Origin of the sequence: Aeribacillus sp. FSL K6-2848 (assembly GCF_038004325.1) — a bacterium.
In the GTDB taxonomy this organism is placed as follows: domain Bacteria; phylum Bacillota; class Bacilli; order Bacillales; family Aeribacillaceae; genus Aeribacillus; species Aeribacillus composti.
The window spans coordinates 3,310,590-3,325,426 of record NZ_JBBOQQ010000001.1; the positions used below are offsets into that span (position 1 = coordinate 3,310,590).

Sequence of the window (14,837 nt, forward strand, 5' to 3'; positions counted from 1 at the left end):
GTTTTATATATTGAACAAAATTGCATTTAAAAACCTCTCCCCTGAATGGAAAGAGGTAAATATCAGCTTAAGAGCACCCGGTCAGATACTGCATCTTGAATTTTGGCAAATTCGTCCATTAATTTCGGAATGGTCAGTTTTACTTTTTCTTCAGCAGATGCCTCAAAAATGATTTTTCCGCGATTCATCATCAGCAATCTGTTTCCTAGATCAATCGCCTGCTGCATATTATGTGTAATCATAATCGTTGTTAAATTATATTCTTCAATAAATTTTTTCGTAAGCGACAGGACGACCTCTGCGCGTGCGGGATCTAATGCGGCTGTATGCTCATCAAGCAATAATATTTTCGGTTTCGTAAATGTTGCCATCAAAAGCGACAACGCCTGTCTTTCCCCGCCTGACAGCAATCCTACTTTCGCATTTAAACGGTTTTCTAATCCAAGCCCTAAAAGCGACAGCTGCTCCTTAAAATAATTTTTCCGCTTATTCGTTACACCTCTGGCCAAAGTTCGTTTATGAACACGGCCGTAAGCGATCGCCAAATTTTCTTCAATGGTCAACGTCGGCGATGTGCCTGACAACGGATTTTGAAACACTCTGCCGATATATTTTGATCGTTTATGCTCAGGAAGTGTTGTTATATTTACGCCGTCAAGCCAGACTTCCCCCTCATCGGGAAACAGCTTTCCAGCTATGATGTTCAGCAAAGTCGATTTCCCTGCGCCGTTGCTGCCAATAATCGTAATAAAATCGCCTTTTTCGACCTCTAAATGAATTCCATCTAAGGCGATTTTTTCATCCAATGACCCTTCGTTAAACACTTTATGAATGTGTTTTAGCTGAAGCAACTTGTTCCCCCCGCTTTCTTGCCAATTTTCTTTTTTTCTCACGCCGTTTTTCAAAATATCGCGGGATGATTAACGCCAAAATGACGATACAAGCTGTAATTAATTTTATATCGCCTGTTTCAAAAAAGTTAAATCTAAATGCAAAGGCGACTATGAAACGATAAATGACAGCACCGATTATAACAGCTAAGGTAGCCCGAACAATCGTCTTGCTGCCGACAATTGCCTCTCCAATAATAACGGAAGCAAGCCCGATCACAATCATTCCAATTCCCATATTGGCATCGCTGAAGCCATTATATTGGGCGACAAGCGCACCTGACAAAGCAACCAAACCATTTGACAATCCTAATCCTAATACTTTAAGAAAGTTTGTATTCGCCGAAAAACTTTTAATCATTTCTTCGTTATCTCCGACAGCTCTTATAGCAAGTCCGATTTCCGTTTTTAAGAAGTAATCAAGGATGAGCTTTAAAAAAGCGACCAATAACACCATTGAAATGATGACTGACCATGTGGTCGGGGAAAAAGAAATGACGCTCTTAACGGCTTGATCGATCGGTGCCAGCGCATCGGCCAGCTTTGAGAAAAGCGTTTCCTCCTGTAAAAGCGAAACATTCGATTTTCCCATAATTCGCAAATTAATGGAATAAAGAGCGATCATCATTAATATACCGGATAACAACGGATTAATTTTCCCATACGAATGCAAAATTCCCGTTAAGATCCCAGCTAGAAAGCCGACAATCATTCCGGCAATCGTCGCCATAACAGGATGAGCTCCGTCTATGATCATGACGGCTGCGACGGCAGCTCCAGTAACGAAGCTACCGTCAACCGTTAAATCTGGAAAATCTAATATTCTAAAAGATAAATAGACTCCGAGAGCCATTATTGCGTAAATAAGTCCCGCCTCAAGTGAGCCATATACTGCTGTCAGCATGTAAACACCCTTCCAAATTACTCAATAAACTCTGCTTCTTTGCTCCACTCGTCTAAAATCTTAACGTTCATCTCAGCTGCTGCTTTTTTATTAATGAGAAGCTTTAAGTTTTGCGGATATTGAACAGGCAGTTCAGACGGCTTTTTCCCTTCTGTTAAAATTTTTGCAGCCATTTCTCCTGCTTCATAGCCAATATCATAATATTCAAATCCGTACGCAGCAAAACCGCCTTTTTTGACTGAATCTAATTCACCGACAAACAGCGGGATATCGTTTTCATTTGCAACGGAAATAACCGAATCAAGCGCAGAAACAACGGTATTGTCAGTGATAATGTAAAAACAATCGACTTTGCCAACAAGAGATTCAGCAGCTTGTTTCACTTCAGCTGAAGTAGAAACAGAAGCTTCGACAATTTTCAAATCCGTTCCTTCTGTCGCTTTTTTAACAAGGTCAATTTGCGCAACAGAGTTTTGTTCGCCTGAATTATAGATCATTCCTATTCTTTTGCCATCTAAATATTGATCAATAAATTTCACCGTTTTCGGTATGGCATCAGGATGGGTATCAGTTGTTCCTGTTACATTCCCTCCTGGATTTTCCATCTCTTTCACAAGCCCGGCGCCGACAGGATCTGTTACGGATGTAAATACAATTGGAATATCCTTTGTAGCATTTGCTGCAGCAAGTGCACTAGGCGTTGCATTCGCAAAAATTAAATCGACGTTATCTCCGACGAAGTTATTCGCAATCGTTTGGGTATTCGATTGATCCCCTTGAGCGTTTTGAATATCATAATCTACATTTAACCCTTTATCTTTAATTGCTTGTTGAAATCCCTTCAATGCCTCATCCAGCGACGGGTGCGCTACAAATTGAGTGATACCAATTTTAAATGTTTCTTTCTTTCCTTCTTCACTATTGCTTTCGCTGCTGGACCCTTTGCTGCTTCCACAACCTGACAGCACGAGGAGCGCCATCAAAAAAATTCCTCCGATTGCTCCTATCCTAGTTTTCAAAATTTTCTTCCCCCTTTTTTACTTTTATGCTTTAAATTATAACAATATATTTTTGATTTTCAATTATTTTCTGACGAATTTTCCAAAAAAATAAGGATGCCAACATACTGCATCCTTACAGAAAATGGAACACTATTCTGTCAAAATGAAGTTTGCAAGTAGCTTTAAGTTTATGAAATGTTCGGCAAAAGGCTGTCCCATAATTTTGCTAATATAATTTCTCTTTAATCAATATGTAACGACAACCCTGTTTTCGCCAGCTTGATCGATCCATTAAAAATCGTTTTAGCTTCTTCTATCAATTCTTCATGATTGCCTTTATGAGGCAAATGAGTCAGCAAAAGTTCTTTTACATTTGCTTCCTTAGCAATTGTCGCAGCTTCGTGGGAATTCATATGCCCAAACTTTTTGCCGTCTTCATTCGCATACATATTGCATTCGCATATAAGCAAGTCCGCATTTTGGCTGAATGGAATGAATTCATTTTTAAAGCTTGAATCTGCCGTGTATACAACCGTTTTATGTCCTGAAGTAAATCTCATGGCAAAACAGTCAACAGGATGATCTGTTTTTAAAAATGTAATCGTAAACGGACCGATCGAAATCGATTGATCAGGATCGTATGAAATTCCTTTTGTCACATTCAAATGTGTGAGTCTGTCAAATTCTTTTGTATCAAGGCTATGTCCGTAAATGGGCAAAATTTTGTTTGATTTTTGCAACATGCCGGTAATTTGTCTTGCATATTGCAGCGGTCCAATATCTGCAATATGATCATGATGATAATGAGAAAGGATCACAGCATCTAAATCTGAAAGTGATACAAAATTTTGCAGCTGTGATAATACAGCACTTCCGCAATCAACTAACAGGTTAAACCCCTTTTCCTGAAATAAATAGCCTGATGTAGCCTCATTCGCTTCTGGATAGCCTCCCCAGAACCCTACAACTGTTACTTTCATCACCCTTATCCTCCTCAATAAGAAAAAATGTTTTAAAACAGTATTGACATTTTTCATTCTGTTATAATACAATGTTAATAACAACAGCACGGGGGGATAATAAATGTTAGGACAAAAAATCACTGAATTTTTTAGAAACTTGCCAAGAAAAAAATGTATTGAATGCGGAAAAGAAATTGAAGAACAGCACGAATGCTACGGGAACAAATGCAATCATTGCTTACATGTAAAATAAATTTATTCAGGCAATTCTAAAAAGAATTGCCTGAATATTTTTTCTCTTCTCTTAACCTGTACTAATACACATTGTAATTGGCTAGCTTTGAAGAATCCCTTACAATTAATGTAAGAGGCAAAAGATGCACCTCTCTCTCTTTATACCGTCTCGTTTTTATTTTTTCCATCATCACTTCCATTGCTAAATGACCCATTTCTTTCACCGGCTGATTAACCGTCGTAATCATAGGCTCCATCAGTTCAGTTATAGCCTGATTGTCAAACCCGACGACCGCTAATTCTTCCGGGACACGGACGCCAAGTCTCTTTGACTCAGAAATCATCCCGGCTGCCACTTCATCAGAACCTGTGAAGACCGCCGTTGGAGCTTCAACCATCTCCATCATTTTCCTCAAGACATTTTTTCCGTCTTCAAATGTAAATACATTTCGGAAAATATATTGCTCAGGAAGGTACAATCCCGCTTCACGAAGTGCTTTTCGAAAACCTTCTTCCCTAGCTCTCGAAACATTACTGTTTACATTTCCACAGCAAAAAGCAATTTTATTGTATCCTTGATCGATTAAATGCTTAGTTGCAACATACCCTCCGTAGTTTTGATCCATATGAATCATCGGGACATTTGCCTGTTCATCGAATTCGTTGCATAAAATAATCGGACCGTATTCTAAAAACGGCTCAACAGCCTCCCAGCCATTTAGCAATGTCGTCATAATCACTCCATCTACTTGTTTCGTTTTTAACAAGTTTAAATAGTCTAATTCTTTTTTTGCTGAATATAACGTTTGACAAACAATCAATTGATAATGGTATTGAGACGCAACGATTTCCAGCGATTCAACAAATTGTCCAAAAAACGGGTTCATAACCCTAGGAATAATGACAGCAATAATTTCAGTTTTTTGATTTCTTAAACTTCTAGCTGAAGAATTAGGTACATACCCTAATTGCTTCATTGCTTCTAGCACTAATTGTTTTTTTTCCTCCGATACGTAAGGCTGATTATTTATCACCCTTGAAACTGTCGTTTTCGATAAACCAGCCAGTTTTGCCACATCTTCAATTGTAGCCACTTTCATTCCTCCAAAAACTTTGGGATCCCTTGATTTTCTTTTGATTATAGATCAATGGTCAACAGATGTGCAATGAATTTTTTATATCTTTCCAGATCGCTTTTTCTAAAAAACAGAAATGCTAACTTGTTCAACAAATATATATTTTCTTCAATTTGAATTGTCGGACTTTAAACAATGGGAACCAACCAAGGCGTTTTAAAGATCAGAAGTCGGAAGCGTCAAAACTTGCTAAAATGGATGCCTCCTCTGAAAAAATAAGAGACAAGCCTGCCTTTTAAGCTTGTCCCAAATGTAAAAATTGAAGAACATCTTTCACCGCTTTTTTACCTTGATCAATGCAGTCCGGGATCCCCAATCCTTCAAAAGAAGCACCCGTTAAATATATTCCGGGGTATTTTTGCCCCATAATACTTTTTATATTTCTTATGTTGTCAAGGTGTCCGACAATGTATTGTGGCATTGCTTCCCTCAATCTTGTAACAATAGAAAAAATCGGTTCTCCTTTTACCGGCATCAATCGATTTAAGTCATCCAAAACGGTTTGAATGATCACATCATCCGGCTGGTCAACAACCGCTTCATCTCCTGCTTTTCCAACATACGCTCTTAGCAGCGTTTTGCCCTTCGGAGCAGTATGCGGCCATTTTTTGTTGGTCCATGTACAAGCAGTAATCGTATAGCCGCTGTTTCTCGAAACAACAAACCCCGTTCCATCTGCGGGCAGCTGAACAGCTTCTTCCGGAAAAGCCATTGCAACGGTTGCAACAGATGTTGAAGGCATTTTTTTGAAATAAGCGAGTGTTTGCTGCTCATTCGGAAACATAGATGGAATAGCATCATGCTGAGCGGTAATGACTATCGCATCCGCCTTGTCAACAGTTCCGTCAGATAATTCCAAATGGTAGAGATCATCTTCCTTTTTAATCTCCGAAACTTTTATTCCTTTTTTCACTACCGTATGATCCAATTGGCGTTCTATAGCTTCAACAATCGATTGCAAACCAGTTGAAACGGTTTGAAAAATCCCTTTATGTTGCTCCTGTTGTTGTTTTTGTTTAGACTTTTGCGCCTGCTTGGCCATTCCTAAAATTAAACTGCGATGCTTTTGTTCAATTTCATAAAAGTGCGGAAAGATTGCTAATAAACTTAAATTATAAATATCTCCTGCATAAATCCCGGAAAGAAGCGGTTCAATCAAATTTTCAACCACTTCGCTGCCGAGCCTGCGTCCAAAAAATCCGCCTAATGACTGATCTCCGTCCACTTTTTTCTTCGGCAGGAAAAGGTCAAACGAAGCCCGCAGCTTGCCAGTTAACGAAAACAAACCGGAGGTGGCGAAAGAAGCAATATTTGTTGGCACGCCCATAACCGCTCCTTTCGGGATCGGATGGAGCTTGTCGCCGACAAGGACAAAAGATTGCCCCACGTCATTGTTCACCAAATAATCTCCGAGCCCTACGTCCTTTGCAAGCTGCGTAGCGCTTTTTTTTCGCTCCAAAAAGGAATCCGGACCTCTTTCAATGATAAATCCGTCCCTTTTTATCGTTTCTATTTTTCCTCCTAATCGCGGCTTCGCTTCAATCAGCACAACATCTATTGGAAGATGATTTTTTTTAATTTCTGACTGCAAGTAGAACGCAACTGAAAGCCCAGTTATTCCCCCGCCAACAATTGCTACTTTTTTTCTTCCCATAAAATCTCCTTCTTATTTTGACATTCCTAAGTGTTTTAACACGACTGTAGCTAAACAATCGATGAATTCAGGTTTTGCATTCGGCATTTCTGGACGATAATAAGCTGCTCCAAGCTCGTCTGTTACTGCCTTGCACTCGATATCGTTATCGTATAGAACTTCCAAGTGATCAGCCACAAAACCTACTGGAGCATAAACAAACGTCCGGTATCCTTTTTGTTCAAACAGATCTCTTGTTAAATCTTGAACATCTGGTCCGAGCCACGGCTCCGGCGTATTGCCTTCACTTTGCCAGCCAACAGCAAAATGCTGCACTCCGGCTTCTTTTGCAATTAATTCAGCTGTTTCTTGTAATTGATCTGGGTAAGGATCCCCTAATTGAACAATTTTTTCCGGCAAACTGTGTGCTGAAACAATTAATACAGCTTTTTCCCGTTCTTCTTCAGTCATTTTCGCGTACGTTTCTTTTATTTGTTTAGCCCAATATTCAATAAATTTCGGTTCTTTATACCAGCTTTCGATAGAAGTGATGGAAGGCCCTCCGAGTTTTTTTGCAATTTCCTTTGCCCTGCCGTTGTACGACTTAATGCTGAAGGTCGAATAGTGCGGAGCTAAAACGATGCTGACCGCCTCAGTGATTCCATCTTTATTCATTTGTTCAACTGCATCTTCAATAAACGGCTCAATATGTTTTAATCCTAAATACATATGGAATTCTATTTCATTTTGAATGTGATTTAAATGTTTTTCTAAGCCTTTCGCTTGTTCTTCTGTTATTTTAGCAAGAGGAGAAATGCCTCCAATCGCCTTATATCGTTCTTTTAAATCTTCCAGACTTTCTGGATCAGGCTTTCTTCCATGGCGAATGTGGGTGTAATAGCGTTCAATATCCTCTTCTTTATATGGTGTACCATATGCCATCACTAACAAACCCATTTTTTTCTTCGACATTACGTGCACCTCCAAAATTCAAGTTGATCATTTTTTTCGATCTATTTTTGCGTATAATCATGAATAAATTCCGTTAATTTTTTTAAGGTTTCCGGTTTTACTTGTGGAAAGACGCCATGTCCAAGATTAAAAATAAAACCTGACTGTTTCATTCCTTCTTCTAAAATAGCCTTTACCCGTTCTTTCACAAAATCCCACGGCGCAAGCAAAACTGCCGGATCAAGATTTCCCTGCAATGTTTTGGAAATCCCCATTTCTCTGGCAGCAGAAATCGACAGACGCCAATCTAAACCGATCACGTCTAAAGGCAAATCATTCCATTCTTTTACTAAATGTCCTGCTCCCACTCCAAACATAATAAGCGGCGCCTCTTTTTCCTTTAATTCCGAAAAAATGCGGTTCATCACCGGCTTAATATAATATCGATAATCAGAAGCATTTAATGCTCCGACCCATGAATCAAAAATTTGCACCGCTTTAACCCCTGCGTCAATTTGCGCTTTCACGTATGTAATGGTCATATCGGCAAGCTTTTCCATTAAAAGAAACCAAGCTTCTGGTTCAGCATACATGAATGCCTTTGTTTTGTTATAATTTTTGGAAGGGCCTCCCTCAATCATGTAGCTGGCAAGAGTAAATGGTGCTCCGGCAAATCCAATCAACGGAACATTCAGCTGCTCATTGACTAAAAGCTTAATCGTATCTAAAACATATGGAACATCTTCCTCAGGATGAATTTCACCAAGTTTTTTTACATCCTCCAGCGACCTGATCGGATTTTCAATAACAGGCCCTGTTCCCGCTTTAATTTCAACTTGAACTCCAAGGGCAGGCAGCGGCGTCATAATATCTTTATATAAAATTGCGGCATCAACCCCGTACTGCTCGACAGGAAGTCTAGTGACATATGCACAAAGCTCTGGTTGATGTGTAATTTCAACTAAGCTGTATTTTTCTTTTAACGCCCGGTATTCAGGCTGGGATCTCCCGGCTTGCCTCATATACCAAACAGGAACATAGTCCGCCGCTTCGCCTCTGCACGCTTTTAAAAAAGTATCATTAAAGCTTTTCTTCCTATCCATGTAAATCCCCCTTTAAAAACGATTCCTTTCTAATACTCTTTTTAAACTATACCTCTTCCCGTGCCCGATTGTATAGGAATATAAGGGAAATGTCATAAAATCGACGAAAGATCTTTCCAGCATTTTGTTATTCCCAGCGCGGGCTGACAAAATCAGTACCTTCCCCTTCCTGATGGGTTTGCGGATTATAAGGGACAACTTGATAAAAATGCTCTGAAAAAATGTTAATATACGGTATTTCATATTCTCCTTTTCCCTTTACAGATCCGACCAATTTCTTGCTTTCTCCGCTTCGTTCATAAATTCGGTATACGACCCGGTCATCATCTTGAGCAGGCCATTTTAATGTCACTTTAAATAATTGAAGTGCGTGAAATTGATATGTGGCGGAAAGCGAAGGGATTCGTGAAAGCCTGATTGGTTTTTCTAAATCTTTCACTTTTTTCGGAATCGTAAAGGATGTTTTTTCCTCAAATTTCAAACCGCTTAAAATATTTTTAAACATTTTCGTTGGATAATCGCTCCCACCCTTTAAAAAATGTTCTTCATCTGTCTGGTCATATCCGATCCACACTGCCCCCGTCACGTCAGGAGTATATCCGACAAACCATGCATCCATCACGGCGCCCTTTTTTCCAGGAAATGATGTCGTACCCGTTTTTCCAGCTAAAGCTCCTTCATATTGTCCCGCTTTGGCAGTTCCTTCTTTAACAACCTGCTCCAGCATCCTCGTCATATTCCACGAGGTTTGCGGAGAAAAAACTTGATATTTTTGTTTTTTTACTTCTGCCACTACATCGCCGTTGGCATTCACAATTTTTTGTATGAAATACGGCTTGCTGTATTGACCATTATTGGCAAAAGTTCTGTATGCATTTGCCAAATCAAACGGCGACACGCCGTACTTTAGTCCTCCTAAAGCAATCGCCAGTCCTTTATCCTCAATATAAATCCCGTTTTTCTCTAAATACTCTTTGCTTTTATCGATTCCAAGCTTATCGAGCACCCATACAGAAGGAGCATTTTTTGAATGAATGAGCGCATCAAACATGGTTACATGTCCATCATAACGTCCATCGTAATTGCTTGGAGAGTATCCTTTATAATCCAATTTCTCATCTTTTAGAAGAGAATAAGGCTGAAAAAGTCCTTCCTCCATTGCCGGAGCATATACAGCTATCGGCTTAAACGTTGACCCCGGCTGGCGCTTCGCTGTCAATCGATTAAATCCTTTGGAAACATAATTTCGCCCGCCGATCGCAGCAAGCACACCGCCTGTTTTATTATCTAATAAAATAAAAGCGCCTTGAGCATCATCTTTCGTACCTTGAAAATAAGCCTTTTCTTTAAAAACTTTGAATGCTTTTTCCTGAACATCGATATTGATCGGAACGGTAATTTTATATCCGCCTTTTAGGAGTTCTTCATTTGAAAGATGATACTTATTTGCTTCCTCAAATACCATGTCAATATAGGCGGACAGCCAAGGCTTATCTTCCGTTTTATGAATATTCAGACCTAATGTTTTCCCCTGGCTTCTGACAGCTTGCTCCGGAGAAATATAGTTTTCGCGCTCCATTAAGGTTAATATCGCATTTCTTCTTTCTAAGCTTTTTTCTGGGTGCAAAATCGGAGAATAGGCTGCTGGAGCCTTCGGCAGGCCGGCTAGCAGCGCCCCTTCTTCAATAGTCAGTTCAGAGGCATCTTTATTGAAAAAAAATTTTGATGCAGACTGGATGCCGTATACGCCATGTCCAAAATAGATTTGATTCAAATACATCTCTAAAATTTTTCTTTTGCTATATTTCTGTTCAAGATAAATGGCAATGATAGCTTCTGTCATTTTTCTCAAAACCGTTTTATCGTTTGTTAAAAAAACATTTTTGGCGAGCTGTTGGGTGATTGTACTGCCGCCCTCTACTTTTTTGAAAGCAGCAATGTCCTTGAACAGCGCCCTTGAAATTGCCCGAAAATCAATGCCGTGATGCTCATAAAACCTTTTATCTTCAACAGCGATGAAAGCATTTTGTACATGCTTCGGAACTTTATCAATATCGATGATCTCTCTGTTTTCTAAATATAATTTCGTAATGGGCCGTCCTTCTTGATCGATCAAAGAGGTCGCAGAATGCAAAACAAGCTTTTTTTCATCCACAACGATAGCGCCTATCCAAATCATGGCAAAGTATGCGATAATACTTAACACAGCAGCAGATAAAACGATTCCCGAGATCATCTTTATTTTTTTCAACAATGTTTTCACCTCTGTTTAACTCCCATAATTAGTATTGTATAATTTTGGATACAGTATGTAACATGTTTAACTTTTTTCGCAAATTGTCAAGTGATTTTCGTGCGAGGTGACTGTTATGAATGTTTATATAGCTTTCGGCACTATTGAATATTTAAGCAAAATCAAAAAAAATAATCTAGCAGAATGCATGTTATTCATGCATGACGGTGAAAGCGCCGTCCTTATGCATGAAACAAAAGGAACAACAATTTTTAAAGAACCCAAAAAATATGAAATTATTGATAAAAGAGGAAGCATCTGCAGCGATGAAGGGTTTGCCGTGTTTACCTATATATCTGTTACAGATGAAGGAAAACCTCTATTTGAACAGCAATTTAAAGAGCTATCTCGATTCATTGAAAGCCATTCGGGCTTTGTTGCCTTAAGAGTTCTCCGCCCTCTTTTCAAAAACACTTATATCATTTTCACTTTATGGGAGACAGAACAAGATTTTAACAAATGGGATCAAAACGAAGCTTTTGCTAACCACTTTAAAAAAGCTTTAGGGATGAGCGATAAACTCATTTTTCCTTCTCCACCCCGAGTAAAGAAATATTATATTGTAAAAGATGAGAAGGAATGATTTAAAATGGAAAGAGAGAAGAATGGATCAAAACATGCAAAAATCGTTGAAACGGCTAAATACATCAAGCCTCATTTAATTTTAAAAAAATAAAGGGGAGAGGCGGAAAATATGACTTTATTATCAGTAGATCAGATTACCGGCGGGTACACAAATAAGTCTGTTTTAAAAAATGTTTCATTCACTGTAAACGAAAATGAAATGGTCGGTTTAATTGGATTAAACGGTGCGGGGAAAAGCACAACGATCAAGCATATCATCGGTTTGATGGAGCCAAGTGACGGGACTATTAAAATTAACGGCAAAACATTTCAGGAAGATCCGGTGCAATATCGAAAGCAATTTAGTTTTGTTCCTGAAACCCCTATTTTATACGAAGAAATGACGTTATTTGAGCATTTGCAATTGATGGCTATGGCGCACGGGATCAGTGAAGAGACATTTAACGAGCGGCTCGATCCTCTTTTAAAAACATTTCGAATGGAAAAGCAGTTGAAATGGTTTCCGGCACATTTTTCTAAAGGGATGAAACAAAAGGTCATGATTATGTGCGCTTTTTTAGTTCAGCCATCCCTTTACATAATTGATGAACCGTTTGTCGGGCTGGATCCGTTAGCCATTCACGCCCTGCTTGATCTCATGAATCAGGCGAAAAAACAAGGTGCTGGCATTTTAATGTCAACCCACATTTTAGCAAATGCAGAACGGTTTTGTGACACTTTTGTGATTTTGCACAACGGAACCGTCCGGGCTCAAGGAACTAAACTTGAGCTGCAGGAGCAATTCAATATGCCTGGTGCAACATTGGACGATCTTTATATTCGGCTGACAAAGGAGCAAGACGATGAGATCAATCAATGATATTTGGCCTGCCCGTTTGGCAGCACATATAAAAGAAACACAAACATACTTGCGTTATATGCTGAACGATCATCTGCTTTTAGTGATTATGTTTTTATTAGGCGGAGGAGCCTATGCGTATCAGCAATGGCTTGATCAACTCCCACCTCATTTTCCATCAGCATTCTTAATGGCACTCTTGTTAGCATTAACGGTAACTTTTTCGCAAGTACGCACGTTGTTAAAAGAACCTGACATCATCTTTTTACTGCCTATGGAAAAAGGATTAAACCATTATTTTCAGCGTGCTTTTATATACAGCTATATCCTTCAGACTGTCCAAATGATCGTATGCCTAATCATTCTTGCACCTTTATATTTTCAAAGCGGTGAAGGTGAAGGCATCAACTATTTATTCCTTATCTTCCAGCTTACGGTTATTAAATATTGGAATTTGTGGATTCAATGGAAAATGACGCATTTTCCAGAGCGGTTATCCCAGATAATGGATAAGTTTGTCCGATATGCTGTCAATTTCACGGTAATTTATTTGGCTGTTAAGGAAAGCATGCTGTCCCTGTTTATTTACGGCATGATGGCATTGGTAACCATTTATTTCTTCAAGATAACGAGGAACAAAACGCTGCAGTGGGAATTTTTAATTTTGCAGGAAAATCGCAAATTGCAATCATTTTATAGATTGGCCAATATGTTTACTGATGTGCCGAAACTGAAGGCTGAAGCAAAAAGACGGAAATGGATGGACTGGATTTTGTCTTTCATCCCTTACAAGCAATCAAATGTATTTTTATATATGTTTTCCAGATCCTTCATTCGTTCAGGAGATTATTTCGGATTGTTTATCCGCTTATTGATGATCGGCGTTATTGTCAGCATCTTTTTGCCTTTGTCACTTGTATCTTGCATCATTTTGCCGGCAGCTGTTCTCTTCCTAACCGGAATTCAATTAACGAGCTTATACAAGCATTATGATGCTCTTTTTATCGCTGACTTATATCCAGTTCCACAAAATGTAAAGAAAAAAAGCTTTTTACGCCTTCTTTTTACCATTCTTTTCATTGAGCTAGCCGTTCTTACCATTGTTTTATTAACGCAAACGAATATTTTATTTGTCGGCGTCCAGCTGGCAGTCAATGCGTTATTTGCATATATTTTTGTTTATATGTACTTTTCGGGAAAGTTTTTGGCACGATAAAGGAATGGATCGGAACGGAAGAACCTTCTTGGACATCTGTTTTTTATCGTTTTTCATGGACGGTTTGAATAAACTTTATGACATTTAAGGAAGCGTCCTAATTTATTTTCAACAGGAAGCTCTTTTTCATTTGGACCGTGAGGAAAAGCGTTCATTTTCCAAGCAACCTGTTTTGGCAGATGGCTGCGAATGCTAAAAACATTTCACAAAGCCAAATTTCTCTTACGGCGCCGGATTGTTTTTTTTAAGAGCGAGCGGTTTTTTGGACTTAACGCTTTTTGCTTATGTCGCCAATTTTTTTCCCGAGGCGTTAAACGCCTTTTGATATTTATCATCAAAAAACGCTCAATTTTTTTATTTTACACAACATAAAAAATAAATTAGTGGGTATGCTATTGACTGAAGAGGGTGACAACACACTTAAACAGATGTTTGTCATTAAAATTTTTTCATGTCGTGTTCTAACAAAAGTTTAAAGTGTCAAAAAGGAATACCATTCATTATTTGAAAATGGGGTGTTGACGAAAGACACTTTTAAATCGCTTTTTTAACATGTGCATTGAAACCCCTCTTCAAAGGAACGGACTTATGTTCGTTCCTTTTTATGTTTTCTTTCATTTTCAACACGTGGTAAAATAAAGAAAAAAATTGCGGGGAGTGTCATTATGAGCGATTGCATTTTTTGTAAAATTATTAACGGAGAAATTCCTTGTGCAAAAGTATACGAGGATGAACACGTTTTAGCTTTTATGGATATTATGCAGGTAACGAAAGGACATACACTCGTCATCCCAAAAGTACATAAAGAAAACGTTTTCGAGCTCACACCTGACATCTCAAGAAACTTTTTTGAAGCTGTTACGAAGGTTGCAAAGGCGGTAAAAAAACAATTGAATCCAAAAGGATTAAATTTAATCAATAACAATGGCGAAGAAGCCGGTCAAACAGTGTTTCATTACCATATGCACATAATTCCTCGACACGGAAAAGAAGATGGTTTAGGCATAGTATGGAAATCCCATCAAAATGATTATACTCCAGAAGATCTTGCACAGCTTGCTGAAACAATAAAAGGCGGATTGCAATAAAAA

General features: G+C 38.7%; 14 protein-coding genes. 5 read left to right on the forward strand and 9 right to left on the reverse strand.

The window, feature by feature from the left end:
• Window positions 1-62: 62 nt before the first annotated feature.
• The 4 genes from NSS70_RS15960 to NSS70_RS15975 all read right to left on the reverse strand — a co-directional run bounded on the left by NSS70_RS15960 (window position 63) and on the right by NSS70_RS15975 (window position 3,775).
• The gene (locus NSS70_RS15960; RefSeq protein ID WP_063387326.1) at window positions 63-851 is read right to left on the reverse strand and encodes an ABC transporter ATP-binding protein; all 789 of its coding nucleotides are present in this window, start codon (window positions 849-851) and stop codon (window positions 63-65) included.
• Window positions 826-1,794 (reverse strand): ABC transporter permease, encoded by a 969-nt coding sequence (locus tag NSS70_RS15965; RefSeq protein WP_094244634.1) that lies wholly within the window; start codon window positions 1,792-1,794, stop codon window positions 826-828. The genes NSS70_RS15960 and NSS70_RS15965 overlap by 26 nt, the downstream gene beginning before the upstream one ends.
• A 17-nt stretch (window positions 1,795-1,811) precedes the next feature.
• The gene (locus NSS70_RS15970) at window positions 1,812-2,774 is read right to left on the reverse strand and encodes an ABC transporter substrate-binding protein (protein ID WP_063387481.1); all 963 of its coding nucleotides are present in this window, start codon (window positions 2,772-2,774) and stop codon (window positions 1,812-1,814) included.
• A 263-nt stretch (window positions 2,775-3,037) separates the two neighbouring features.
• The gene (locus NSS70_RS15975) at window positions 3,038-3,775 is read right to left on the reverse strand and encodes an MBL fold metallo-hydrolase (RefSeq protein ID WP_063387324.1); all 738 of its coding nucleotides are present in this window, start codon (window positions 3,773-3,775) and stop codon (window positions 3,038-3,040) included.
• 103 nt (window positions 3,776-3,878) lie between these two features.
• Here NSS70_RS15975 and yhfH point away from each other — a divergent pair, with 103 nt between their 5' ends.
• Window positions 3,879-4,010, forward strand: a complete 132-nt coding sequence (gene yhfH, locus NSS70_RS15980; RefSeq protein WP_065095529.1) for a protein YhfH — start codon at window positions 3,879-3,881, stop codon at window positions 4,008-4,010.
• A gap of 61 nt (window positions 4,011-4,071) precedes the next feature.
• On the opposite strand, the gene NSS70_RS15985 is transcribed toward yhfH, so the two are convergent.
• From NSS70_RS15985 to NSS70_RS16005, 5 genes are all read right to left on the reverse strand, one after another.
• Entirely contained in the window at window positions 4,072-5,085 is a 1,014-nt protein-coding gene (locus NSS70_RS15985) for a LacI family DNA-binding transcriptional regulator (RefSeq protein WP_063387323.1), read from the reverse strand.
• Between the two features lie 277 nt (window positions 5,086-5,362).
• Window positions 5,363-6,781 carry a protoporphyrinogen oxidase gene (gene hemY, locus NSS70_RS15990; RefSeq protein WP_094244633.1) on the reverse strand — a complete coding sequence of 473 codons (1,419 nt, stop codon included), beginning with the start codon at window positions 6,779-6,781 and terminating at the stop codon, window positions 5,363-5,365.
• A 12-nt stretch (window positions 6,782-6,793) separates the two neighbouring features.
• The gene (gene hemH / locus NSS70_RS15995; protein WP_340881945.1) at window positions 6,794-7,732 is read right to left on the reverse strand and encodes a ferrochelatase; all 939 of its coding nucleotides are present in this window, start codon (window positions 7,730-7,732) and stop codon (window positions 6,794-6,796) included.
• Between the two features lie 41 nt (window positions 7,733-7,773).
• Window positions 7,774-8,814: a uroporphyrinogen decarboxylase gene (gene hemE, locus NSS70_RS16000; RefSeq protein ID WP_340881947.1), complete on the reverse strand. Its 1,041-nt coding sequence runs from the start codon at window positions 8,812-8,814 to the stop codon at window positions 7,774-7,776.
• Window positions 8,815-8,941: 127 nt separating this feature from the next.
• Window positions 8,942-11,050 carry a transglycosylase domain-containing protein gene (locus NSS70_RS16005; protein WP_340882551.1) on the reverse strand — a complete coding sequence of 703 codons (2,109 nt, stop codon included), beginning with the start codon at window positions 11,048-11,050 and terminating at the stop codon, window positions 8,942-8,944.
• Window positions 11,051-11,183: 133 nt separating this feature from the next.
• Here NSS70_RS16005 and NSS70_RS16010 point away from each other — a divergent pair, with 133 nt between their 5' ends.
• The 4 genes from NSS70_RS16010 (at window position 11,184) to NSS70_RS16025 (ending at window position 14,834) form a co-directional block, all read left to right on the forward strand.
• Window positions 11,184-11,690, forward strand: a complete 507-nt coding sequence (locus NSS70_RS16010; RefSeq protein WP_339197141.1) for an antibiotic biosynthesis monooxygenase family protein — start codon at window positions 11,184-11,186, stop codon at window positions 11,688-11,690.
• A 111-nt stretch (window positions 11,691-11,801) separates the two neighbouring features.
• Window positions 11,802-12,551 (forward strand): ABC transporter ATP-binding protein, encoded by a 750-nt coding sequence (locus NSS70_RS16015; RefSeq protein WP_339197144.1) that lies wholly within the window; start codon window positions 11,802-11,804, stop codon window positions 12,549-12,551.
• Window positions 12,535-13,746, forward strand: coding sequence for an ABC transporter permease (locus tag NSS70_RS16020; RefSeq protein ID WP_066248913.1), 1,212 nt, complete (start codon window positions 12,535-12,537; stop codon window positions 13,744-13,746). The genes NSS70_RS16015 and NSS70_RS16020 overlap by 17 nt, the downstream gene beginning before the upstream one ends.
• A 665-nt stretch (window positions 13,747-14,411) precedes the next feature.
• The gene (locus tag NSS70_RS16025; protein WP_063387316.1) at window positions 14,412-14,834 is read left to right on the forward strand and encodes an HIT family protein; all 423 of its coding nucleotides are present in this window, start codon (window positions 14,412-14,414) and stop codon (window positions 14,832-14,834) included.
• Window positions 14,835-14,837 lie beyond the last annotated feature (3 nt).

What these genes read in the sequence shown, in the direction of transcription:
- NSS70_RS16025 (WP_063387316.1), top strand. Translation starts at nt 14,412, where the DNA reads ATGAGCGATTGCATTTTTTGTAAAATTATTAACGGAGAAATTCCTTGT.
- NSS70_RS16015 (WP_339197144.1), top strand. Translation starts at nt 11,802, where the DNA reads ATGACTTTATTATCAGTAGATCAGATTACCGGCGGGTACACAAATAAG.
- NSS70_RS15970 (WP_063387481.1), bottom strand. Translation starts at nt 2,774, where the DNA reads ATGGCGCTCCTCGTGCTGTCAGGTTGTGGAAGCAGCAAAGGGTCCAGC.
- NSS70_RS15975 (WP_063387324.1), bottom strand. Translation starts at nt 3,775, where the DNA reads ATGAAAGTAACAGTTGTAGGGTTCTGGGGAGGCTATCCAGAAGCGAAT.
- hemH (WP_340881945.1), bottom strand. Translation starts at nt 7,732, where the DNA reads ATGTCGAAGAAAAAAATGGGTTTGTTAGTGATGGCATATGGTACACCA.
- yhfH (WP_065095529.1), top strand. Translation starts at nt 3,879, where the DNA reads ATGTTAGGACAAAAAATCACTGAATTTTTTAGAAACTTGCCAAGAAAA.
- NSS70_RS16010 (WP_339197141.1), top strand. Translation starts at nt 11,184, where the DNA reads ATGAATGTTTATATAGCTTTCGGCACTATTGAATATTTAAGCAAAATC.
- NSS70_RS15965 (WP_094244634.1), bottom strand. Translation starts at nt 1,794, where the DNA reads ATGCTGACAGCAGTATATGGCTCACTTGAGGCGGGACTTATTTACGCA.
- hemE (WP_340881947.1), bottom strand. Translation starts at nt 8,814, where the DNA reads ATGGATAGGAAGAAAAGCTTTAATGATACTTTTTTAAAAGCGTGCAGA.
- NSS70_RS16020 (WP_066248913.1), top strand. Translation starts at nt 12,535, where the DNA reads ATGAGATCAATCAATGATATTTGGCCTGCCCGTTTGGCAGCACATATA.
- hemY (WP_094244633.1), bottom strand. Translation starts at nt 6,781, where the DNA reads ATGGGAAGAAAAAAAGTAGCAATTGTTGGCGGGGGAATAACTGGGCTT.
- NSS70_RS16005 (WP_340882551.1), bottom strand. Translation starts at nt 11,050, where the DNA reads ATGATCTCGGGAATCGTTTTATCTGCTGCTGTGTTAAGTATTATCGCA.